19 protein-coding genes and 1 pseudogene are annotated in these 21610 nt (G+C 73.9%); 10 read left to right on the forward strand and 10 right to left on the reverse strand.

What is annotated here, in order from left to right:
- Together M2302_RS13645 and M2302_RS13650 are read right to left on the reverse strand one after the other, a co-directional pair.
- Positions 1 to 1417: pseudogene (locus M2302_RS13645) on the reverse strand (hypothetical protein); the annotation flags it as partial.
- A gap of 293 nt (positions 1418 to 1710) precedes the next feature.
- Entirely contained in the window at positions 1711 to 3192 is a 1482-nt protein-coding gene (locus tag M2302_RS13650) for an aminopeptidase P family protein (RefSeq protein WP_280838272.1), read from the reverse strand.
- A 157-nt stretch (positions 3193 to 3349) separates the two neighbouring features.
- Between M2302_RS13650 and asnB the strand changes: the two genes are divergently transcribed.
- Complete coding sequence (asnB, locus tag M2302_RS13655; RefSeq protein WP_280838273.1) at positions 3350 to 5311, forward strand: asparagine synthase (glutamine-hydrolyzing); 1962 nt, start codon at positions 3350 to 3352, stop codon at positions 5309 to 5311.
- A 122-nt stretch (positions 5312 to 5433) separates the two neighbouring features.
- On the opposite strand, the gene M2302_RS13660 is transcribed toward asnB, so the two are convergent.
- Positions 5434 to 6552, reverse strand: a complete 1119-nt coding sequence (locus M2302_RS13660; protein ID WP_280838274.1) for a lytic polysaccharide monooxygenase — start codon at positions 6550 to 6552, stop codon at positions 5434 to 5436.
- Positions 6553 to 6889: 337 nt separating this feature from the next.
- Here M2302_RS13660 and M2302_RS13665 point away from each other — a divergent pair, with 337 nt between their 5' ends.
- Positions 6890 to 7822 carry a PfkB family carbohydrate kinase gene (locus M2302_RS13665; RefSeq protein WP_280838275.1) on the forward strand — a complete coding sequence of 311 codons (933 nt, stop codon included), beginning with the start codon at positions 6890 to 6892 and terminating at the stop codon, positions 7820 to 7822.
- Between the two features lie 120 nt (positions 7823 to 7942).
- Here M2302_RS13665 and M2302_RS13670 read toward each other — a convergent pair whose 3' ends face one another.
- Positions 7943 to 8773 carry an MBL fold metallo-hydrolase gene (locus tag M2302_RS13670; RefSeq protein WP_280838276.1) on the reverse strand — a complete coding sequence of 277 codons (831 nt, stop codon included), beginning with the start codon at positions 8771 to 8773 and terminating at the stop codon, positions 7943 to 7945.
- Positions 8770 to 9174, reverse strand: a complete 405-nt coding sequence (locus M2302_RS13675; RefSeq protein ID WP_280838277.1) for a hotdog domain-containing protein — start codon at positions 9172 to 9174, stop codon at positions 8770 to 8772. Before M2302_RS13675 ends, M2302_RS13670 begins: the two co-directional genes overlap by 4 nt.
- Before the next feature lie 160 nt (positions 9175 to 9334).
- On the opposite strand from M2302_RS13675, the gene M2302_RS13680 reads away from it, so the two are divergent.
- Entirely contained in the window at positions 9335 to 10444 is a 1110-nt protein-coding gene (locus M2302_RS13680; RefSeq protein WP_280838278.1) for a phosphatase PAP2 family protein, read from the forward strand.
- Between the two features lie 36 nt (positions 10445 to 10480).
- Here the strand turns inward: M2302_RS13680 and M2302_RS13685 are convergent, their stop codons facing one another.
- From M2302_RS13685 to M2302_RS13695, 3 genes are all read right to left on the reverse strand, one after another.
- Complete coding sequence (locus M2302_RS13685; protein WP_280838401.1) at positions 10481 to 11764, reverse strand: PH domain-containing protein; 1284 nt, start codon at positions 11762 to 11764, stop codon at positions 10481 to 10483.
- A gap of 533 nt (positions 11765 to 12297) precedes the next feature.
- Complete coding sequence (locus M2302_RS13690; protein WP_280838279.1) at positions 12298 to 12816, reverse strand: PH domain-containing protein; 519 nt, start codon at positions 12814 to 12816, stop codon at positions 12298 to 12300.
- Positions 12817 to 12838: 22 nt separating this feature from the next.
- Positions 12839 to 13069, reverse strand: coding sequence for a hypothetical protein (locus tag M2302_RS13695; RefSeq protein WP_280838280.1), 231 nt, complete (start codon positions 13067 to 13069; stop codon positions 12839 to 12841).
- A 238-nt stretch (positions 13070 to 13307) separates the two neighbouring features.
- Between M2302_RS13695 and M2302_RS13700 the strand changes: the two genes are divergently transcribed.
- From M2302_RS13700 to M2302_RS13710, 3 genes are read left to right on the forward strand one after another with little or no spacing between them, the layout of a single operon-like run.
- Positions 13308 to 14429, forward strand: coding sequence for a MoxR family ATPase (locus M2302_RS13700; RefSeq protein ID WP_280838281.1), 1122 nt, complete (start codon positions 13308 to 13310; stop codon positions 14427 to 14429).
- Complete coding sequence (locus M2302_RS13705) at positions 14408 to 15412, forward strand: DUF58 domain-containing protein (RefSeq protein ID WP_280838402.1); 1005 nt, start codon at positions 14408 to 14410, stop codon at positions 15410 to 15412. Before M2302_RS13700 ends, M2302_RS13705 begins: the two co-directional genes overlap by 22 nt.
- Positions 15409 to 16359 carry a VWA domain-containing protein gene (locus tag M2302_RS13710; RefSeq protein WP_280838282.1) on the forward strand — a complete coding sequence of 317 codons (951 nt, stop codon included), beginning with the start codon at positions 15409 to 15411 and terminating at the stop codon, positions 16357 to 16359. The genes M2302_RS13705 and M2302_RS13710 overlap by 4 nt, the downstream gene beginning before the upstream one ends.
- A gap of 76 nt (positions 16360 to 16435) precedes the next feature.
- Here M2302_RS13710 and M2302_RS13715 read toward each other — a convergent pair whose 3' ends face one another.
- Entirely contained in the window at positions 16436 to 16621 is a 186-nt protein-coding gene (locus tag M2302_RS13715; protein ID WP_154936080.1) for a hypothetical protein, read from the reverse strand.
- A gap of 428 nt (positions 16622 to 17049) precedes the next feature.
- On the opposite strand from M2302_RS13715, the gene M2302_RS13720 reads away from it, so the two are divergent.
- From M2302_RS13720 to M2302_RS13735, 4 genes are all read left to right on the forward strand, one after another.
- On the forward strand, positions 17050 to 17754 hold the full coding sequence (locus M2302_RS13720; RefSeq protein ID WP_280838283.1) for a beta-ketoacyl-ACP reductase: 705 nt from the start codon (positions 17050 to 17052) through the stop codon (positions 17752 to 17754).
- Between the two features lie 40 nt (positions 17755 to 17794).
- On the forward strand, positions 17795 to 18562 hold the full coding sequence (fabI, locus tag M2302_RS13725; protein ID WP_154936082.1) for an enoyl-ACP reductase FabI: 768 nt from the start codon (positions 17795 to 17797) through the stop codon (positions 18560 to 18562).
- A 70-nt stretch (positions 18563 to 18632) separates the two neighbouring features.
- Positions 18633 to 19664 carry a ferrochelatase gene (locus M2302_RS13730; protein ID WP_280838284.1) on the forward strand — a complete coding sequence of 344 codons (1032 nt, stop codon included), beginning with the start codon at positions 18633 to 18635 and terminating at the stop codon, positions 19662 to 19664.
- Between the two features lie 34 nt (positions 19665 to 19698).
- Positions 19699 to 20478, forward strand: a complete 780-nt coding sequence (locus M2302_RS13735) for an HAD-IIA family hydrolase (RefSeq protein WP_280838285.1) — start codon at positions 19699 to 19701, stop codon at positions 20476 to 20478.
- 73 nt (positions 20479 to 20551) lie between these two features.
- Here M2302_RS13735 and M2302_RS13740 read toward each other — a convergent pair whose 3' ends face one another.
- Entirely contained in the window at positions 20552 to 21346 is a 795-nt protein-coding gene (locus tag M2302_RS13740; protein ID WP_154936085.1) for a hypothetical protein, read from the reverse strand.
- Positions 21347 to 21610: the final 264 nt, after the last annotated feature.

The raw sequence follows: 21610 nt of genomic DNA on the forward strand, positions 1-21610 counted from the left end.
CGGTGTTGTTGGCGATGCGGGACTCGCGGCGCTTCTTGTCGGAGTCGTCCCTGCCGTCGGCGGAGCCACCCTGGCCGTCGGCGGACTCGCCCTTGCCCTTGTGGTCCTTGTTCTCGTCGCGGGCGGACTCGTCCCTGTCGCGGGACTCGCCCTTGTCGTCGCGGGCGGACTTGTCCTTGTCGCGGAACTCGTCCCTGTCGCGGGACTCGCCCTTGTCGCGGGACTCGCCCTTGTCGTCGCGGGCGGACTCGCCCTTGTCCTTGTCCTTGTCCTTGTCGTCAAAGGATCCGTTGACCTTGAGGACGCCGACGTTGAAGATGCCGCCGCCGCTCTCCCGGGCGTGGTTGTTCTCCACCTCGCTGTCCTCGAGGTCGACGCGGCCGAAGTTGGCGATGGCGCCGCCGTTGCCCTCGGCGTTGTTGCGGGTCAGCGTGACGTTCTTCAGGTGTGCGCTACCGCCCCGCTCGACCAGCAACGCACCACCGTCGGCGTCACCGTCCTTGCGGTCATCGTCCTTGCGGTCATCGTCCTTGCGGTCATCGTCCTTGCGGTCACCGTCCTTGCCGTCACCGGGGCCCTGCGGGCCACCCGGTCCCTGCGGGCCACCGGGAGCCGCGGCGGCACCGACGGCCGGTCCCTGGGGACCACCCGGTCCGCCCGGTCCGCCGGGTCCGCCGGGTCCGCCGGGTCCGCCGGGTCCGCCGGGTCCGCCGGGTCCGCTCGGCCCGCCAGGTCCGCCCGGTCCGCTCGGTCCGCCCGGCCCACCAGGTCCGCCGGGGCCCTGGTCGCCGCCGTACTTGAACTCGGAGGCGTTGCCGCCCTTGAGCGTGAGGTCCTTCAGGGTCAGGTCGCCGCCGTCGGCGACCCGGAACAGCCGGAACGTCTGCTCGGAGTCCCGCTTGATCGTGGAGTCCTCACCCTTGATGGTGATCTCCTGCTTGATCGTCGGCAGGCCCGTGCCGGACTTGCGGTCGTAGCCGTCCAGCTCGTAGGTGCAGTGCGGGGCCAGCTTCAACGTGCCACCGTGATCCCGGTTCGCCAGATCGACAGCCTCGATCAGCTTCTCGTCGTCACACGGCACCTCCCGCACCCGACCGTGCTCGTCACGATCCCGGTCCTTGTCCCGGTCGCGGTCGCGGTCGCTACCGGCCCGGTCGTCGTGTCCCTTGCCCTTGTCGTCGCGCTTGTCGGAGTCCGGGCCCGCATCGCTGACGTTCTGCTTCGGCGCCGCCTGCGAGTCGCTGGCCCGCTGCGGGTCGTCGGAGTTGTCGTTGCGGGCCGCCAGCCCGCCCAGTGCCGCCAGGCCGACGACGCCGGTCAGGCCGGCCACGCCGGTGGCGACCCACAGCTTGCGTCGCCTAGTCGACGACAGGGCCGAAGGGGCCCCGCCGTCGGGAGTCGTTAGGTCGTTGGACATCAGAGCCTTCCGCCCTTTCCTGCTACCAGACGGGCTCGTACCACCTGAGCGGCACGAGCAGCCACAAATGGGTTGCAGCCTGTTATCCACACCGTATGAGAAGGATCCTCGCGACGCGGACGTATCTGAGAAAACCCCGCATTTCCCTCACATCGGACGGGCGGGCGCAGCGGGGCGCAGGTCGTGAAGAAGGTGGTGAGCAGCGCAAACAGCGGCGGGCCCCGCCACCGGTGCCGCGACGACGGAAACGTCGCAGACACCGGCGGCGGGGCCCCGCCGGGGGTCGTACCGGGTCAGCCGGGCAGGCGCGGGCCCGCCTCGCGCTGCTCGGCGAGCCAGGTCTCCACCTCGTCGGAGCGGCGGGGCAGACCGGCCGACAGGTTCACCGCGCCGGTCGCGGTGACCAGGATGTCGTCCTCGATCCGCACGCCGATGCCGCGCAGCTCCTCGGGGACCAGCTCGTCCTCGGGCTGGAAGTACAGCCCCGGCTCGACGGTCAGCACGTAGCCCTCGCCGAGCGGGCCGTCGCGGTAGTGCTCCTTGCGCGCGTTGGCGCAGTCGTGCACGTCGATGCCGAGCATGTGGCTGGTGCCGTGCAGCGTCCACCGGCGGTAGACCGTCGACGCCGGGTCCATCGCCTCGTCCACGCTCACCGGGAGCAGGCCGAGGTCCTTGAGCGCCTCGGCGAGGACCCGCATCGCGGTGAGGTGGACCTCCCGGAACGCCACCCCGGGCTTGATGATGTCGATGCCGGCCTGCTGGGCGGCGTACACCGCGTCGTAGACCTGGCGCTGCAACGGGGTGAACCGGCCGTCGACCGGCAGCACCCGGGTGACGTCGGCGGTGTAGAGGTTGCGGTTCTCCACGCCCATGTCCATCAGCAGCAGCTCACCCGGACGGGTGGCGCCGTGGTTGTGCACCCAGTGCAGGATCGTGGCGTGCTCGCCGGCCCCGACGATCGAGCCGTACCCGACGTCGTTGCCGTCGTGCCGGGCGCGCAGCGCGAAGATCCCCTCCAGCAGCCGCTCGGAGACCCCGCGGTCGGCCGGCAGCCCTCGGGCCACGTCCTCGAAGCCGCGTACGGTCGCGTCGACGGCGTCCTGGAGCTGGGCGATCTCCCACTCGTCCTTGACCAGCTTCAGCTCGGAGATCGCGATGGCCAGCTCGCGGTCGCGGGCCGGCTGGCCGTCGGCGCGGGGGCCGTCCCAGGGCCGCACGGCCGTGTCCACCCGGGCGTCGAAACCGCGCAACACCCGGGTACGCCCCGGCGCCAGCCCGGCCAGCGCCGCGTCCAGCTCGGTGAGGTCCTCGGTCGGCAGGCCCAGCTCGGTCGACTTCTCCGCCAGGGTGTGCCGCCGGCCGACCCACAGCTCGCCGTGCCGGCTGCGGAAGAACTCGTCGGTCCTCCGCGAGGACCGGGGCCGCATGTACAGCGTGGCGTCGTGCCCGGAGCCGTTCGGGCGCAGCACGAGCACGCTGTCCGGGTCGTGGTCGCCGGTCAGGTAGACGAAGTCGCTGCCCGGCCGGAACGGGTGGTCGGTGTCGTTGGCGCGTACCTTCTCGGTGCCGGTCGGGATGACCAGCGTCTCGCCCGGGAAGGCCGCCGAGAGCGCGGCCCGGCGCTTGGCGTGGTTGGGGACCTCGGGGCGCGGGCCGACCGGCAGCGTGGTGTCCCGCCAGCCCTGGCGCATGAAGTCCAGGAACGCCTGCGGGAAGTCCGGGTCGTGCGATTCGGTGCCGTCCGCCGGCTTTCCGCTCGTCCGGTCCTCGGTCATGGTCCGCTCCCTCCGCCTCGTTGCTGGTCCAGACGGTACCCGTCCGGTCCCGGTCGAAAGAGCCTGCGGTGCCGCGACGGCCGCTTCACGCGCGTGGAAAGGGGCAGAGCCAGCGGTGCCGCGACCCCCGAATGGGACGCGTGAAAAGATGACGACCATGTGCGGACTCCTGGCCTTCTTCAGTGCGCGCGGCGACGCCGCCGCTCACCGCGACAACATCGCCGGGGCGTTGGAATGCCTGCACCACCGCGGCCCGGACGAGACCGGTGTCGAGGTGGTCGGGGACGCCTCCGGCCGGTACGCGGACGGGGTGTTCGCGCACAAGCGCCTGGCGATCATCGACGTGGCCTCCAGCCACGAACCGCTGCCGTACGCCGACGGCCGCTACCTGCTCACCTTCAACGGTGAGATCTACAACTACATCGAGCTGCGCGACGAGCTGGTGCGCACCTACGGCGCCCAGTTCGCCACCGCCGGCGACGGCGAGGTGATCGTCGCCGGCTACCACTACTGGGGTGAGCAGGTGCTCACCCGGCTGCGCGGCATGTTCGCCTTCGTCATCTGGGACCGGCAGGAGCGGCGTGCCTTCGGCGCCCGCGACTACTTCGGCATCAAGCCGCTGCACTACCTGGAGACCGCCGACGGGCTCTACCTCGCCTCGGAGAAGAAGGCGCTGCTGCCCTTCGCGCACTCGAACTACGAGGGCGACGCCGGCATCGACACGGCCAGCCTGAGCCACTACCTGACCCTCCAGTACGTCCCGGAACCCGGCACCCTGCACAAGGGGATCCGGCGGATCGGCTCGGGGGAGTACCTGACCTGGAGCCCGGGCGGGCGCATCGACGTGCGCCGGTGGTACCGCCCGGTGTTCCGGCCCGCCCCGGTCTCGGACGAGCAGCGGCTCTACCAGGAGATCCGGGAGACGCTGCGGGAGAGCGTCCGGATGCACATGCGCTCGGACGTGCCGGTCGGCTCGTTCCTGTCCAGCGGAATCGACTCGACCGCGGTGGTGGCCCTGGCCCGGGAGTTCAACCCGAACATCCTCACCTTCACCGTCGGGTACGACGTGCCCGGCTACTCCGAGATCGACGTGGCCCAGGAGTCGGCCCGGCACCTCGACGTGACCACCATCCCGACCAAGATCGGGCCGCAGGACATGATCGACGCCCTGCCGAAGATCGTCTGGCACCTGGACGACCCGGTGGCCGACCCGGCGCTGGTGCCGCTCTACTTCGTGGCCAAGAAGGCCGCCGAGCACGTCACGGTGGTCCTCTCCGGCGAGGGCGCGGACGAGTTCTTCGGCGGGTACACGATCTACCGGGAGCCGCTCTCCCTCGGCGCGGTCAACGGTCTGCCGGACGGGGTGCAGAAGGGCCTGCGCGCGGTCTCCAAGGCGATCCCGCAGGGGGTCAAGGGCAAGAGCTTCCTGGAGCGCGGCACCACCCCGATCGAGCAGCGCTACTACGGCAACGCCCGGATGTTCACCGAGGAGGAGAAGCAGCACCTGCTGCGCCGCTACGACCCCTCGGTCCGCTACACCGACGTGACCGCGCCGATCTACGCCGAGTGCACCGAGCTCGACGACGTCACCAAGATGCAGTACGTCGACCTCTACACCTGGCTGCGCGGCGACATCCTGGTCAAGGCCGACCGGATCTCGATGGCCCACTCGCTGGAGGTGCGGGTGCCCTTCCTCGACCGGGCGGTCTTCGACGTGGCCGCCGGCATCCCGGTCGACCTGAAGCTCCCGCCCCGCTCGGACGCCACCAAGTACGCCATGCGCCAGGCGTTGCAGGGCGTGGTGCCGCCGGCCATCGTCAACCGAAAGAAGCTGGGCTTCCCGACCCCGACCCGGGTCTGGCTGCGCGGCGAGATGTACGAGTGGGCCCGGCACGTGCTGGCCACCTCCGGCGCGGGCGACCTGATCGACCTGTCGTACGCGCTGCGGCTGCTGGACGAGCACAAGCGGGAGGAGGCGGACCACTCCCGCAAGGTGTGGACCGTGCTGATCTTCTGCATCTGGCACGCCATCTTCGTGGCCAAGACCCTCGACCCCGGTATCCAGCGCAACCAGTCCGCCCTGCTCACCAAGCCCGTGGTCGGCTCCATGGTCCGCTGACGGCCGGGCCCGGCGCGCCGGGGGCGCGCCACCGCCGTTGATCAAGAGGTTTGCGTCGACCGGAGTCCGCTCCGGCGACGCAAACCTCTTGATCGTTTCAGGGCCCGTCGGTGGGCGGGAGGTCAGCGGCCGGAGCAGGTGACGGTGGGCAGGGTGTTGGTGCCGGTGGTGGTCGCGGTGAAGCCGAACGTGGTGGTGCCCTCGGGGGCGATCGTGCCGTTCCAGGCCGCGTTGGCGACCGTCACCGCCGATCCGGAGGCGTTCACCGTGCCGTTCCAGAGGCTGCTGATCGACTGACCGCTGGGCCACGTCCAGTTGGCCACCCAGCCGCCGTACGTCCGGGCGCTGTGATTCATGATCATGACCTCGCCCTGGAACCCACCGGGCCAGGAGTTGAGCACCTTGTAGACCGCGATGCAGTCGCCGCCCGGCGGCGTGGTCGGGCTCGGCGGCGGTGTGGTGGGCGAGGGCGGGGGAGTGGTCGGGCTCGGTGGCGGCGTGGTGGGGCTCGGCGGAGGTGTGGTGCCGCCGCCGGAACCGACCCCGGTCACCTCGCCGTTGCCCCCGTCGAAGGTGACGTCCGAGCAGCCGAAGAAGTTCTCCTGGCTGTCCGAGCGGACCCAGCGGGAGTAGACGATGTGCCGCCCGCTCTTGCCGGACGGCAGGTTGCCGCTGAAGTAGTAGTGCCCGTCGTTGGTGCCGACCGCGCCGCGCTGCGGCGGGTTGGTCACCGTCAGGAAGGGCTGCTCCTCCAGGTCGCTCCAGGCCAGCGGTCGGGTCGGGCTCCAACTGTCCTTCGTGACGTAGAAGTAGAACGTGCCCGGGTGGTGGGCCCAGGTGCTGTAGCGGAAGTCCAGCCGCGCCCCGGCGGTCAGGTGGGTCACCGGCCAGTCGGTGCGGGCGAGGTCGTACCCGGCGAAACCGGGGTTGCCGCCGCTGCACAGCTTGCCGTCGGGGATGAAGCCGACGGTCCGGCCGCCGGCGTCGGAGCGGAGCACGCTGAACCAGTTGTAGAGGGAGTTGGCGCCGCTCTGCGCGACCGCCGCGGAGCAGGCCGCGTTGACCGGCCTGATCTCGCCGGTCGGGCTGAGGCCGTCCTTCCAGCACAGGTAGGTCCGGCTGCCCGGAGTCATCGCCGCGCCGTGCGCGGCGGCCGGATCTGGACCGGAGGTCAGGGCGACGGCGCCCAGGGCGAGGGTGGCGGCCGCGGTGAGCAGCGCGGCCGTACGGGAACGGATCACGAGGTTCTCCTGACCCGCGGGGCGGCGCGACGGCCGGCCCCGCTGTGACGAGCGGATGCGACGATCGCGGCGCCACGGCCGGCGGCCCGGAAGTCGGGAGGGCCGGATGGCCGCGCACCGCCCTCGGTCCGCGTCCCGCGGACCGGTGCCCTCGCGTCGGCTCCAGCTCGGCGCCGGTGGTGCGGCAGCCCCCGCACCGGCCCGGCACGCGTCATCCCACCACGCCCCGGCGACCCGGCGCAATAGTCGTTGCTCGATACGTGGAGACGGGGCTTCGCGCCCGCCGTGGCGGGCACTGTGCCAGCCTGGTACGAAGCGACGGACGCTGGGAGGCGACGTGGGATACGCGGTGGTGCTCGGTGAGGCGCTGGTCGACCTGCTCGACGCCGAGTGCGAGGGCCGGCCGGTCTTCCGGCAGGAGATCGGCGGTGGCCCGCTCAACGTCGCCGTCGGGGTGTCCCGGCTCGGCGGCGCGGCCGAGTTCGTCGGGTCGTTCGGCGACGACGTGCTGGCCGGCCGGATCCGCGCCTTCCTCGCCGACGCCGGCGTCGGGCTGGCCGGCGCGGTCGCCGTCGGGGTGCCCACCACCCTCGCGGTCACCACGCACGCCGGGCCCGAGCCCGACTTCCGCTTCTACGGTGAGCCGCCCTCGTACGGCCTGCTCACCGCCGACAATCTGGACCTGGCCCTGATCGAGGGCGCCGACGTGCTCTACTGCGGGTCGATCGTGCTGCTCTGCCCGCCGGTGCTCGCCGCCGCGCGGCACGCCTGGTCGCTCGCCACCGGCCTGCGGGTGTTCGACCCCAACGTGCGGCCCCGGCTGCTGAACGGTCCGTCGACGCTGGACGGGCTGCGGGAGGTGGTCGCGGAGTTCGCCGCCGGGGCGCACCTGGTCAAGCTGAGCGAGGCCGACGCCGCGCTGCTCTACCCGCGCGAGCCGGTCGAGGGGGTTGCGGCGTACCTGCGCGAGCTGGGGGCGGGCACCGTCGTGGTCACCCTCGGCGCGGCCGGGGCGATCGTCGCGGCCGGCCCCGATCCGGTACGCGTGCCCGCGCCGAAGGTACGCGCGGTCGACGCCACCGGCGCGGGCGACTCGGTGATGGCGGCGCTCATCGCCGAGCTGCTGGTCGACGGGGAGCCGGCCGAGCCGACCGACTGGCACCAGCGGGTGGCGTTCGCGCTGCGGGTCGCCGGCCTGGTCTGCGAGTCGCCCGGCGGGGCGGTGTCGATGCCCACCCGCGCCGAGGTGCTGGCCCGCTTCGTCGACTGAGCCGGCACTGGCCGCCCTCGACCCCGCCGTCCGCGCCGCCGTTCCGGCCCTGGACCGCGTCCTGGCCCACGGACTGACCGTCGCCCGCAGTGGGCCGTCCCGGCCGGGGACGGCCGGGCGTCACGGGGTGCCGTTGAGTTCGGCGTACCCGCGGCGGGCGGCGATCAGGGCGGGTCGAGCGCCGAAGGGCGCCTCGGCGGCGACCCGCTCGGGCGGGGCACTGCCGGTGTGGGCGGCGCGGATCAGCCAGGCCAGGTCGACCAGCTGGCGGTGCTGGGCCCGGACGAACTCGGCGTCGACCGGATCGCCGTGCCCGGGCACGACCACCGTCGCGGGCGTGGTGAGCCGCAGCAGCTCGGCCACCGCGTCCGGCCACTGCAACGGGTACGAGTCCTCGAAGGCGGGCGGCCCGCTCTGCTCCACCAGGTCCCCGGCGACCAGCACGTCGGCGTCGGGCACGTGCACCACCAGGTCGGCGTCGGTGTGCCCGCGCCCCGGGTGACGCAGCACCACCCGGCGGCCCCCGACGTCGAGCACCGCCTCGGTGAGCACGGTGTGCGTCGGGGCGAGCAGCTCCGTCCCGGCCACCTCGGCGGCGAACTCCGGCCGCTCGCCCCGCAGCTCCTCGTACGCCTCCCGGCGCAGCGCGTCCGGCCGCTCGCGAAGCGCGGCGGCGGCCAGCTGGTGGGCGTACACCGGGCGGGGCGGGTCGGCGGCGAGGGTGGCGTTGCCGAAGCAGTGGTCGTAGTGGTGGTGGGTGTTGACCAGCGTCCACGGGTGGCCGGTGACCGCCCGGGCCGCCGCGGCCAGCTCGGCGGCCTGCGAGGCGGTGGAGAGGCTGTCCACCAGCAACGCCTCCCCGTCACCGACGACCAGGGTGACGTTGACGTCGAGCACCGGCTCGCGCAGCACGTGGACCCGGTCGGCGACCTCCACGAACCGGAGGGTCATGACACCCGCGCCGCGCGCGCCACGAAGCGCTGCCGGTCGACCAGCGCCCGCTCCACCCGGCCCTCGGCCACCGTCTCGCCACCGTCGGTGACGGTGACCTCGAACACCAGCCGCCGCCCGGCGACCTCGGCCAGCCGGGCCTGCGCCACCACCGTCCGCCCGACCGGCGTCGCCGCGCGGTGCTCCAGCTCCACCCGGCTGCCCACGGTCGTCGAGCCGGCCGGCAGGTGGGCGGCGGTGGCCGCGACGGTGGCCGCCTCGGCGAGGGCGAGCAACCGGGGCGTGCCGAGCACCGGCACGTCGCCGGAGCCCACCGCCTGCGCGGTGTCGGCGTCGGTGACGGTCAGCTCGACCCGGGCGGTCAGCCCGATCGGAAAGGGGGTGTCCGACTGCTCCTGCATGGGCTCAGCGTAGGTGTTCGGCGGCGGCCCCGGCCACGACGACGGCGAACCGGACCACCCACCGCCGAGCGGCCGGCGCGGCGGCCCGCGGTGGCCGGGCCGGGCAGGGGGAGGCAGCCGGCCCGGTGGCCCCCGTCGGCCGCCGTTAACCTTGACCGCGATGGCCGTCGTGACTGACCCCCAGCCCCCCGCCCCCACCGGACCGACCGCGTCCGCCGACGGCGGGCGTCGCCGCGTGATCGCCATGGCGGTCTGGGGCGTCGCCTTCGTCGTCGCCTGGCTGGCCATCGGCCTGCCGACCGACCCGGCGTACGCGTTCGTCTGGATCTGGGCGGCGACGATCGCCTGGAACTCGTCCCGTCCGTGGCGCAGCCACCTGCACTTCGCCCGGGACTGGGTGCCGGTGGTGCTGCTGCTGGCCGCTTACAACCTCTCCCGGGGCTTCGCCGACAACGGGGCGACTCCGCACGCCTACGAGTTGATCGTCGCCGACCGGGTGATGTTCGGCTGGGCCACCGGCGGCGAGGTGCCGACGGTCTGGCTCCAGGAGCACCTCTACCGGCCCGACGTGCAGTGGTGGGACGTCCTGGCGAGCTGGGTCTACTTCTCCCACTTCGTGGTGGCGCTGGCCGCCGCCGCGGTGCTCTGGTTGCGCGACCGGGGCCGGTGGGCGGCGTTCATGCGGCGCTGGGGGTTCCTCTGCGCCACCGGGCTGGTCACCTACTTCCTCTACCCGGCCGCCCCGCCCTGGTGGGCGGCGCAGAACGGCCTGCTCACCGAGGTCGCCCGGATCTCCACCCGAGGCTGGAAGGCGTTCGGCATGCACGGCGCCGGCAACCTGCTCAACGCCGGGCAGATCGCCAGCAACCCGGTCGCCGCGATGCCGTCGCTGCACACCGCGTTCGCCCTGTTCGTCGTGCTGTTCTTCCTCCGGGCCACCCGGAAGCGGTGGTGGCCGCTGCTGCTGGCGTACCCGCTGGCGATGACCTTCACCCTGGTCTACTGCGGCGAGCACTACGTGATCGACGTGCTGGTCGGCTGGGCGTACGTGGGGATGACCTTCCTGGTGGTCGGGCTCGCCGAGCGCTGGTGGGCGGCCCACCCGGCCCGTCGCCCGCTGGCGGCCCCGCCGACCGCGGCCTCCCCGGCGGTGGTCTCCTCGGCCACGGCCGAGCCGGTCACCGCCGAGCCGGTCGCTGTCGAGTCGGCCGTCGCCGAGCCGGCCGGCGCGCCGGCCGGACAGCCGGCGGAGCAGCGCGCCGCCCGCTGAACCGTCGGCGAACGCGCCGGGCCACTCGCCGGACCGTCAGCGGGCGCGCCGTGCGGCGTGCGCCCGGGCGATCAGCTCCGCGGCGAGCGCCCACGCCTCGGCCAGGTCCCGGTCGTGCGCCGCGGCGCCCGAACCGCCCGCGGTGTCGGCGTGCACCGTCGCCAGCCGCAGCCGCCGCTGCGCCGGCCCCTGCACCACCCGCACGCTCTGGATCCGGGCGTACGGCACGATCGCCAGCTGCCGGGTCAGCAGGCCGGAGCGGACGGCGAAGACGCGCTCGCCCAGCCCGGCGCCGAGCGCCCGAACGGTGAGCGGCCGCAGCCAGCGGGCCCGGGCCGGCGGGGACGTCATCGGCAGGGCGGTCAGCCGCACCCCGGGCAGCACCTCGGCGACGATCTCCTCGCCGGTACGCAGATCGCCGACGGGCAGCAGCCGATCCGGCCGGTTCCGGTCGTCCTGCTCGCCACCGGAGTAGCCGGCCACCTCCAGCCGTAGCCGCAGCCAGCCCTTCATCCGCCAGAGCAGCGGCCAGGTCACCCCGATCGTCTGCACCCGGTCCAGCGGTACGGTCTGCACCCGGGTCTCCAGCAGGCCGTTGCGGACGCGCAGCCGGTCCTCCTCCCGGTCCAGCCGGAAGCTCCAGTCGTCGAGCACCCGGCGGACCGGTTGCAGGATCACGCCGGCCATCGCGGTCAGCGTGCTGGCCACCGCGATGAACGACCAGGAACCCTCGGAGAGGAACTGCGCCGCCACGAAGGCCACGCCGAACGGGAGCAGGAACGCCTGCGGGGTGAGCAGCTGGCTGACCAGCAGGTCGGTGTTGCGGACGGCGTGCAGCGGCCGGCCGGCCGGCTCCGGTGGCACCCCGGCGCGTGCGACGGCCGGCGCGACCTCCCCGCCGGCGGCCCGACCCGCCACGGCGAGCAGCCGCTGCCGCAACGCCGCCGCCTCGGCCACGCCGAGGTACGCCAGCGGCGCCTCGGTCTTGCCGCCGCCCACCACCTCCAGCCGCAGCTCGGCCAGGCCGGTGAGCTGGGCGAGCAGCGGCCGGACCACTTCCACCGCCTGCAACCGCTCCAGCGGGATCGCCCGGGTGCGCCGCCAGAGCAGCCCCTCGTGCACCCGCAGCTCCCGCCCGACGATGTGGTAGCCGGTGTTCCACCAGCTGATCACCGCCAGCACGGTCGCGCCCAGCGCGAGCACCACCACCATCCCGGCGAACACCCCGAAGCCCACCCGGGACAGGGTCGACCAGGACAGGCCCGCGATCACCACGACCAGGGACTTCGCCCCGTGCAGCACCGGGCTGAGCGGGTGCAGCCGTTGCCGCGGCTCCTCCCCTGCGGGGCCGGGCGCGGGGGCGTACCCGGGTCTGCCGGGCGGCGGGGCGTGGGCGGGCGAGCCGGGCACGGGACCGTATCCGGGCGGTGGGCCGTATCCGGGCGGTGGGCCGTATCCGGGCGGTGGGCCGTATCCGGGCGGTGGGCCGTATCCGGGCGGCGCGGGGGCCGGGCCGGGTCCGGGTGGGCCGGGTGCCGGGCCGGGCGCCGGTTGGCCGAAGGTGGAGCCGTATTCGGGGTGGCCCGAGGTCGGACCGTGCTCCGGTGGGCCGTACGTAGGGCCGTGGACCGGCGGGCCGGACGTCGGGCTGTGTGCCGGTGGGCCGGAGACCGCAGCGTGGACCGGTGGGCCGGACGTCGGGCTGTGTGCCGGTGGGCCGGAGACGGGGCCGTGTCCGGGTGGGCCGGAGACCGGCTCGGGTCCGGGTGGGACGGCCGGTGCGGACGGCTCCGACGGGGCCGGCGCGGGGCCGGTGTCGGGCCGGGCCGGTTCCGGCCCGCGCGGCCCGTCGTTCACAGCCCCTCCGCGCGGTCTTCGCCCAGCGCGGTGAGCCGGTCGCGCAGCCGGGCCGCCTCCTCCGGCCGCAGGCCGGGCACCCGGGCGTCGCTGGCCGCGGCGGCGGTGTGCAGCTGCACGGTGGCCAGGCGGAACGCCCGCTCCAGCGGCCCGGCGCTGACGTCGACGAACTGCATCCGCGAGTACGGCACGATGGAGAGCCGCCGGATCACCAGCCCGTGCCGGACCAGCAGGTCGTTCTCGCGCTCGGCGTAGCCCCAGGCGTGGACGGCCCGGACGATCGCCACCGCCCGCCAGACGCCGAGCAGCAGGACCAGCCCCAACGCGACGCCGAAGGCCCAGTGACCGCTGAGCGCCCAGCCGAGGCCGAGACCGGCCAGCAGCACGGCCAGCACCATCGCGAGCCGGAGCAGTTCCACCCAGATCAGGTCGCCGGAGATCCGCTGCCACCGGACGGTGTCCGGCCAGGGTTCCAGGGCGCTGACCGGACGCTGAGGTGGCTCGGCGCCGTTCACCGGGAAGATCCGCTCTGCGCGCTCACCGTTCGAGCGTATGCGATCCCGGCAGTGGTACGACCTCGCGCAGGAAGCCGCGCGCGTCGAGGAAGTCGCCGAGGGACGTCCGGTGCTGCGGGCAGGCCAACCAGGTCTTGCGCCGCTCCGGGTCGTGCAGGCGGGGATTGTTCCAGCGCAGCGCCCAGACGGCGGGAGCGCGGCAGCCACGGGCCGAACAGATCGGTGCCTCGTCGGCGGTGCTGGAGTCGGTCATCCGGGGCAGTCTAAGCCGGGGTGCCGGAAGTTTGAGCGCCGGGCGACCACGGGGGGAGCCGCCCGGCGACGGGGTGAATCGTACACGCGCCGGACCCCTGTATGTCCACCCTCGTTCAGCGATTCGGCGAACGGGACGGCGCGGCGGAAATCGGCTTCTCCCTCCATCGGCTCTCAGCCAGGCATGGGAGTCTTGACACGCACCACGCCGCGACGACCGATCATGCTGTGGAGGACCGGTGGCCCAGCCGACCACGCCCGACGCCCCGACCCCGAACGGGTCGGCCCCCGAGACGCCCACGCCGGTGAGCACACCGGTGAGCACGCCGGCGGAGGATGCCAGCCTGCTGGAACGGGCGCTGTTCGAGATCAAACGGGTCATCGTCGGCCAGGACCGGATGGTGGAGCGGATGTTCGTCGCGCTCCTCGCCCGGGGTCACTGCCTGCTGGAGGGCGTACCCGGGGTGGCCAAGACGCTGGCGGTGGAGACCCTGGCCAAGGTGGTCGGCGGCGACTTCGCCCGGGTCCAGTTCACTCCGGACCTGGTCCCCGCCGACATCATGGGCACTCGGATCTACCGGCAGTCCAGCGAGAAGTTCGACGTGGAGCTGGGCCCGGTCTTCGTCAACTTCCTCCTCGCCGACGAGATCAACCGGGCTCCGGCGAAGGTGCAGTCCGCGCTGCTGGAGGTGATGAGCGAGCGGCAGGTCTCCATCGGCGGCGAGACGCACCGGGTGCCGAACCCGTTCCTGGTGATGGCCACCCAGAACCCGATCGAGCAGGAGGGCGTGTACCCGCTGCCGGAGGCGCAGCGGGACCGGTTCCTGATGAAGATCGTGGTCGGCTACCCGACCGACGCCGAGGAGCGCGAGATCGTCTACCGGATGGGCGTCGCCCCGCCGGAGCCGGCGCAGGTCTTCACCACCGACGACCTGATCGCCCTGCAGCAGAAGGCCGACCAGGTCTTCGTGCACAACGCGCTGGTCGACTACGCGGTCCGGCTGGTGCTGGCCACCCGTACCCCGGCCGAGCACGGGATGCCCGACGTCGCCCGGCTCATCCAGTACGGCGCCAGCCCGCGCGCCTCGCTCGGCCTGGTCCGGGCCACCCGGGCGCTGGCCCTGCTGCGCGGCCGCGACTACGCGCTGCCCCAGGACGTGCAGGACATCGCGCCGGACATCCTCCGGCACCGGCTGGTGCTCAGCTACGACGCGCTCGCCGACGACGTGCCCGCCGACCACGTGGTGCACCGGGTCATGTCGACGATCCCGCTGCCCTCGGTGGCGCCCCGCCAGCAGGCGACCCCGGTCCCGCCGGTCAGCGCGCCGCCCGGCGCCGGCTGGCCCGGGCAGCGGCCGTGACCTCACCCGTGCGCCCGACCGACGCCGGCGGCGAGCGGACCGAGGCGGTGCTGTCCCGGTTGCAGCTGCTGGTCACCCGCAAGCTCGACGGCCTGCTCCAGGGCGACTACGCCGGACTGCTGCCCGGCCCGGGCAGCGAGGCGGGGGAGTCGCGGGAGTACCGGCCCGGCGACGACGTACGCCGGATGGACTGGCCGGTCACCGCCCGGACGACCATGCCGCACGTGCGGCGGACGGTGGCGGACCGGGAGCTGGAGACCTGGCTCGCGGTGGACCTGTCGGCGAGCCTCGACTTCGGCACCGGGCGCTGGCTCAAGCGGGAGGTGGTGATCGCCGCGACCGCCGCCCTGACCCACCTGACGGTGCGCGGCGGCAACCGGATCGGCGCGGTGATCGGCACCGGCGCGGAGACCGTGGCGCCCGCCGGCCGTTGGCGGGCCGCCCCGCCGCCGCCCGCCGGGCCGGGCGTGCTCACCCGGGTGCCGGCCCGCTCGGGTCGCCGGGAGGCACACGCGTTGCTGCGGGCCGTCGCGCACACCCCGGTCCGGCCCGGGCGCAGCGACCTGGGCGCGCTGATCGACCTGCTCAACCGCCCGCCTCGGCGGCGGGGCCTGGCGGTGGTGATCTCGGACTTCCTCGCGCCGCCGCAGCAGTGGGGCCGGCCGCTGCGTAAGCTGCGGGTCCGGCACGACGTGCTGGCGATCGAGGTGGTCGACCCGCGCGAGTTGGAGCTGCCGGACGTGGGAGTGCTGCCGGTGGTCGACCCGGAGACCGGGGAGCTGCACGAGGTGCAGACCGCCGATCCCCGGCTTCGCCAGCGGTACGCCGAGGCGGCGGGCGCCCAGCGCGAGGCGATCGCCACCGAGCTGCGCACCGCCGGCGCCGGGCACCTGCGCCTGCGTACCGATCGAGACTGGCTGCTGGACATGGTGCGATTCGTGGCCGCGCAGCGGCACGCCCGCACCCGGGGGACGACGCGATGATCCGTTTTCTGCAACCGTGGTGGCTGCTGGCCCTGCTGCCGGTGCTGGCCCTCGCCGCGCTCTACGTCTGGCGGCAGCGCCACCGCCGGGCGTACGCGATGCGGTTCACCAACGTGGACCTGTTGCGGACCCTGGCGCCGAAGGGCCTGGGCTGGCGGCGGCACGCCGCGGCCACCGCGTTCCTGCTCGCCCTGGTGGCGCTGGCCGCGGGGATGGCCCGCCCGGCGGTGGACACCCGGGAGCCCCTGGAGCGGGCCACCGTCATGCTGGCGATCGACGTCTCACTGTCCATGCAGGCCGACGACGTGGCGCCGAACCGGTTGGAGGCCGCGCAGGAGGCGGCGAAGCAGTTCGTCGGGGAGCTGCCGGAGAGTTACAACCTCGGGCTGGTCTCCTTCGCCAAGTCGGCGAACGTGCTGGTCGCCCCCACCAAGGACCGGGAGGCGGTGACGGCGGCGATCGACGGGCTGACCCTGGCCGAGGCGACCGCTACCGGCGAGGCGGTCTTCACCTGCCTGGAGGCGATCCGGTCGGTCCCGGCCGACGGCACGGCCGGCATTCCGCCGGCCCGGATCGTGCTGCTCTCCGACGGCTTCCGCACGTCGGGCCGGTCGGTGGAGGAGGCCGCCGCGGCGGCGCAGGCGGCCAACGTGCCGGTCTCCACCATCGCCTTCGGCACCGACTCGGGGCAGGTCGACATCAACGGCCAGCCGCAGCGGGTGCCGGTGGACCGGCTGGCGCTGGCGCAGCTGGCCGAGACCACCGAGGGCTACTTCTACGAGGCGGCCTCGGTCTCCGAGCTGAAGCAGGTCTACCAGGACATGGGCAGCTCGATCGGGTTCCGCACCCAGCCGCGCGAGATCACCCAGTGGTACGCGGGGGTGGCCCTGCTGCTCGCGCTCTGCGCCGGCGGGCTGAGCCTGCTCTGGTCGTCCCGGATGCTCTGAGACCCGTCCGGGGTGCGAGCGGGACCCGTCCCGGGTGCGGGCGGGCGGGACGGGTGGCCGTACCGGCCGGCGGTGGTCAGTGACCGCCGCCGGCCAGGACGAAGACGACGGCCACCCAGACGGCGGCGAGGGTGAAGCCCAGCGGGGCGACGTAGCGGCTCATGGACGGCTCCGGGTGGCGGCTGGACGGTCCGCGCGTGCGGGGGCGGACCGCAGGGGTTGAGCAGGACGCGCACACGAAGTCGTGACCGGGCGGCTCCACCGTGGGCCGTCCCGGGAGCGGGACGGCGCGGGCCGGCCACCCCGGCGGTGGCCGGGGCGGGCGGTGCGGGGAGCGGGAGCTGGGTCAGCTCGACCGACTGAGTCGTGGCTCAGCGGGGCTGACGGAGGGCCCGGCCACGACTGGGAGGATCGCTATCTCGCACAGCGATCACCTCCTGCGGTCGGCGGGGCCCGGAACGCGGGCCGGACGCCGACCCGCAAACGCCGATCATCGTACAACGGGGACGCTGCCGCCGCGTACCCGGCCGAGCGTCTGGACCGACCCGGCCGAAGGGTCGGCGCGGAGGGGCCGTGCAGGGCGTCCGGACCCGTCGGGCGGGGTCCCGGGGGGTCCGGGCGTTAGCGCTTACCTGTCGGTAGCGCCTAGGCTCCGACCGACGCAGAGATCAGTTGAGCAGAGGGGGACCCGTGGCCCGTACCGTGCTGGTGACCGGCGGCAACCGGGGGATCGGCCTGGCCATCGCGCAGGCGTTCGCCAAGCAGGGCGACCGGGTGGCGGTGACCCACCGCAGCGGCGACGCCCCGGCCGGGCTCTTCGGCGTCCGGTGTGACGTCACCGACGCCGCGTCGGTGGACGCGGCCTTCACCGCCGTCGAGGCGGAGCTGGGGCCGGTGGAGGTGCTGGTCGCCAACGCCGGCATCACCGCCGACACGCTGCTGATGCGGATGTCCGAGGAGCAGTTCACCGGCGTGCTGGACACCAACCTCACCGGCACCTTCCGCTGCGCCAAGCGGGCGTCGACGAAGATGCTCCGGGCGAAGTGGGGCCGGATGATCTTCATTTCCTCGGTGGTCGGCCTCTACGGCGGCGTCGGTCAGGTCAACTACGCGGCCAGCAAGGCCGGCCTGGTGGGCGTGGCCCGCTCGATCACCCGCGAGCTGGGCAGCCGCAACATCACCGCCAACGTGGTCGCCCCCGGCTTCATCGACACCGACATGACCGCCAACCTGCCCGACGAGCGTCGCGCCGAGTACCGCAAGGCCATCCCGGCCGGCCGGTTCGCCGATCCGGACGAGGTCGCGGGCGTGGTCACCTGGTTGGCCTCGGACGCCGCCGGCTACATCTCCGGCGCCGTCATCCCGGTCGACGGCGGCCTGGGCATGGGCCACTGACGACCGCCCCACCCGAGAAAACGTACGGAGGAACCCCCGAATGTCCGGACTGCTAGCCGGTAAGCGGCTGCTGGTCACCGGTGTCATCACCGACGCCTCGATCGCCTTCTCGGTGGCGAAGCTCGCCCAGGAGAACGGCGCGCAGGTCGTGCTCACCGGCTACGGCCGGCTCTCCCTGGTCGAGCGGATCGCCAAGCGGCTGCCCGAGCCGGCCCCGGTGATCGAGCTGGACGTGACGAACCCGGAGCACCTGGCCGGCCTGGCCGACAAGGTGCGCGAGCACGTCGACGGCCTGGACGGGGTGGTGCACTCGATCGGGTTCGCCCCGCAGAGCTGCCTCGGCGGCGGCTTCCTCGACGCCCCCTGGGAGGACGTGGCCACCGCGCTGCAGGTCTCCACGTACTCGTACAAGTCGCTGGCCATGGCGGCGCTGCCGCTGATGTCGTCCGGCGGGGCCGTGGTGGGGCTCACCTTCGACGCCACCAAGGCGTGGCCGGTCTACGACTGGATGGGCGTGGCCAAGGCCGGCCTGGAGTCCGCCTCCCGCTACCTCGCCCTGCACCTGGGCAAGCAGGGCATCCGCAGCAACCTGGTCGCCGCCGGCCCGCTGCGCACCATCGCCGCCAAGTCCATCCCCGGCTTCGACCAGTTCGAGGACGCCTGGACCGAGCGCGCGCCGCTGGGCTGGAGCCTCACCGACCAGGAGCCGGCCGCCCGGGCCTGCCTGGCGCTGCTGTCCGACTGGTTCCCGGCCACCACCGGCGAGATCGTCCACGTCGACGGCGGCTACCACGCGATCGGCGCCTGAGCCACCGGCGCACGCCGGTGCCCGCGGGGTGGCCGCCCGCCCGGCCCGGCCGTCGGGGGAGAATAGGACCATGGCGTACGACGCATTGGTGCTGGTCTCCTTCGGCGGCCCGGAGCGCCCCGAGGACGTGCTGCCCTTCCTGCAGAACGTGACCCGGGGCCGGGGCGTGCCGCCGGAGCGGCTCGACGAGGTCGTCCAGCACTACCTGCACTTCGGCGGGGTCTCTCCGATCAACCAGCAGTGCCGCGACCTGCTCGCCGGGATCCGCGCGGACTTCGCCGCGAACGGCGTCGACCTGCCGGTCTACTGGGGCAACCGCAACTGGGATCCGATGCTCGCCGACACGGTGGCGCGGATGCGCGACGACGGGGTCACGCGGGCGCTGGCCTTCGTCACCAGCGCGTACGGCGGCTACTCGTCCTGCCGGCAGTACCAGGAGGACATCGCCGCGGCCCGGGCCGCCGTCGGCGCGGACGCCCCGGTGATCGAGAAGCTGCGCCAGTTCTGGGACCACCCCGGCTTCGTCGAGCCGCACGCCGACGCGGTGCAGGCGGCGCTGGCCCAGCTCGACCCGGCGAAGCGGGACACCACCCGGGTGGTCTTCACCGCGCACTCCGTTCCCGTCTCGGCGGCGGCCACCGCCGGCCCGCACGGCGGCCGGTACACCGCGCAGCTGGCGGAGGTCGCCCGGCTGGTGCACGCCGCCGCCGCGCCCGACCTGCCGTACGACCTGGTCTGGCAGAGCCGGTCCGGGCCGCCGCAGGTGCCGTGGCTGGAGCCGGACATCAACGACCACCTGACCGCGCTCGCCGAGTCCGGGGTGACCAGCGTGGTGGTCAGCCCGATCGGCTTCGTCTCCGACCACCTCGAGGTGGTCTGGGACCTGGACACCGAGGCGCTGGAGACGGCCAAGCGGCTCGGCCTGGACTTCGTCCGGGCGGGCACCCCGGGCACCGACCCGCGCTTCGTGGCGATGGTCCGCGAACTGGTGGCCGAGCGCACCACGCCCGACGGGGAGCGGCTGCGCCGCCGCCTAGGTGAGCTGCCGATGTGGGACACCTGTCCCACGCCGTGCTGCGTGCCGGCCGCCCGCCGCCCCTGAGACCACCCACTCCGACACCCCCTGGGACGAGACGATGCAGGACCGCAAGCCGGTGCAGAGCTGGCTCACCGACATGGACGGCGTACTGGTGCACGAGGGCCAGCCCGTGCCCGGCGCCCCCGAGTTCGTCAAGCGGCTGCGCGCCTCCGGCAAGCCGTTCCTGGTGCTGACCAACAACTCGATCTACACCCCGCGGGACCTCCAGGCCCGGCTGGTCCGGATGGGACTCGACGTGCCGGAGGAGGCGATCTGGTCGTCGGCGCTGGCCACCGGCCAGTTCCTCGCCGACCAGCGGCCGGACGGCACCGCGTACGTGATCGGCGAGGCCGGGCTGACCACGGCGCTGCACGCGGTCGGCTACGTGCTGACCGACTTCGCGCCGGACTACGTGGTGCTGGGGGAGACCCGCACCTACAGCTTCGAGGCGATCACCAAGGCGGTCCGGCTGATCAACGACGGGGCCCGGTTCATCTGCACCAACCCGGACGTCACCGGCCCGTCGGTGGAGGGCGCGCTGCCGGCCGCCGGCTCGGTCGCCGCGATGATCTCGAAGGCGACCGGGGTGGAGCCGTACTTCGTCGGCAAGCCCAACCCGATGATGATGCGCTCGGCGCTCAACACCATCAACGCCCACTCGGAGACCACCGCGATGATCGGCGACCGGATGGACACCGACATCCTCTGCGGCCTGGAGGCCGGGCTGGAGACCATCCTGGTGCTCACCGGGATCAGCAGCCGGGTCGAGGCGGAGCGCTACCCGTACCGGCCGTCGCGGATCGTCGACTCGGTCGCCGACCTCATCGACGAGATCTGACCGACCGGCGTCGTGGGCCGGCCGCGCGCCGGCCGGGCGTCCGTCGCCCGTGCCGGCCGGCACGGGTACGCCCTCAGGGGCGCAGCGGAGCGTTGCAGGCGGCGACCAGCGCCTGCCGGCAGGCGGTGGTGAGCGGGCGCAGCGCGGCATCGCGCTGCTGGGCCTCGTAGTTGTTGATCGCCCCGCCAGGCGCGCTGTGCCCGGCCAGGGCGAGCACCCGGTCCAGCACGGCCGCCCGGGCGAAGAGCCGCCGGGCGCGCGGGTCGAAGCCGGGCGGCAGGTCGGTGGCGCCGTCCGGGCGGCGCAGCGCCGCGAGGGCCCCGGCCAGCTCGGGCCGCCACTGGGCCACGTCGAGCCGGGTCAGCGCGGCGGTCGTCTCGGCCAGCGCGGCGGCCAGCTCGGCCTCGGCCTCCGCCGCGCCCGGTGCCGCGAGCGACGCCTTCGGCGCGTCGGCCGGCAGCGGGTACACCCGCCAGAGCACGGTCTCCCAGGTCATCCCGGAACCGGACGTGTGCGTGCGCACCTCGGGGATCAGCCCCAGCGGCCCGGCGACCACCGCCTCGCCGGCGAGCAGCGCCGCGCCGGCGAAGTCGCCGGGGCCGGGCAGGCCGCGCGGGTCGCCGGGTGCCGGCAGCACCAACCGGATCTCGTCGGGCGAGAGCTTGGCCAGGCTGGGTAGCGCGTCGCGCAGCGGGACGTCGGTCCAGGTGCCGGGCGCGTCCGCGACCAGGTGCTCCTCGTCGCCGGCGATGGACTCGGCGACCTCGTCGTACGGCACCAGGCCGGCGCGCCAGGCGCGTACCCAGGCAACGAACCGGCTCGACCGGCGCGGGGCAAGGGTGGCCGCGCCCGTTGCGGGGGAGGACATGCCGAAAGGGTACGTGGTCCCCGCCTGCCCTGTCTCGACTGCCGCTCCGGCCGCGTCACCTGCCCCGAACTGCCCGCTTCGCCCCGCCCGCCCGGCTCCGCCGCCGCCCCGCCACGGCCCCGCCCGGCCGCACCACCCCGTTGATCATGAAGTTGTTGTCACTCGCTACGGCGTGTCGGGGCGATAACTTCATGATCGACGGGCTCGGGCCGGGCCGGAGCGGGTGCGGCGGCGCGTCGGCGGGCGGCGCGCCGGGGCGGCGGT

Origin of the sequence: Micromonospora sp. A200, from assembly GCF_029893845.1 — a bacterium.
Classification (GTDB): domain Bacteria; phylum Actinomycetota; class Actinomycetes; order Mycobacteriales; family Micromonosporaceae; genus Micromonospora; species Micromonospora purpureochromogenes.

Bases quoted from the DNA above. Each gene is read 5' to 3' on its own strand.
- M2302_RS13650 (WP_280838272.1), bottom strand. From the start codon at position 3,192: ATGACCGAGGACCGGACGAGCGGAAAGCCGGCGGACGGCACCGAATCG.
- M2302_RS13740 (WP_154936085.1), bottom strand. From the start codon at position 21,346: ATGTCCTCCCCCGCAACGGGCGCGGCCACCCTTGCCCCGCGCCGGTCG.
- M2302_RS13670 (WP_280838276.1), bottom strand. From the start codon at position 8,773: ATGACCCTCCGGTTCGTGGAGGTCGCCGACCGGGTCCACGTGCTGCGC.
- M2302_RS13735 (WP_280838285.1), top strand. From the start codon at position 19,699: ATGCAGGACCGCAAGCCGGTGCAGAGCTGGCTCACCGACATGGACGGC.
- M2302_RS13730 (WP_280838284.1), top strand. From the start codon at position 18,633: ATGGCGTACGACGCATTGGTGCTGGTCTCCTTCGGCGGCCCGGAGCGC.
- M2302_RS13695 (WP_280838280.1), bottom strand. From the start codon at position 13,069: ATGACCGACTCCAGCACCGCCGACGAGGCACCGATCTGTTCGGCCCGT.
- fabI (WP_154936082.1), top strand. From the start codon at position 17,795: ATGTCCGGACTGCTAGCCGGTAAGCGGCTGCTGGTCACCGGTGTCATC.
- asnB (WP_280838273.1), top strand. From the start codon at position 3,350: ATGTGCGGACTCCTGGCCTTCTTCAGTGCGCGCGGCGACGCCGCCGCT.
- M2302_RS13680 (WP_280838278.1), top strand. From the start codon at position 9,335: ATGGCCGTCGTGACTGACCCCCAGCCCCCCGCCCCCACCGGACCGACC.
- M2302_RS13710 (WP_280838282.1), top strand. From the start codon at position 15,409: ATGATCCGTTTTCTGCAACCGTGGTGGCTGCTGGCCCTGCTGCCGGTG.
- M2302_RS13675 (WP_280838277.1), bottom strand. From the start codon at position 9,174: ATGCAGGAGCAGTCGGACACCCCCTTTCCGATCGGGCTGACCGCCCGG.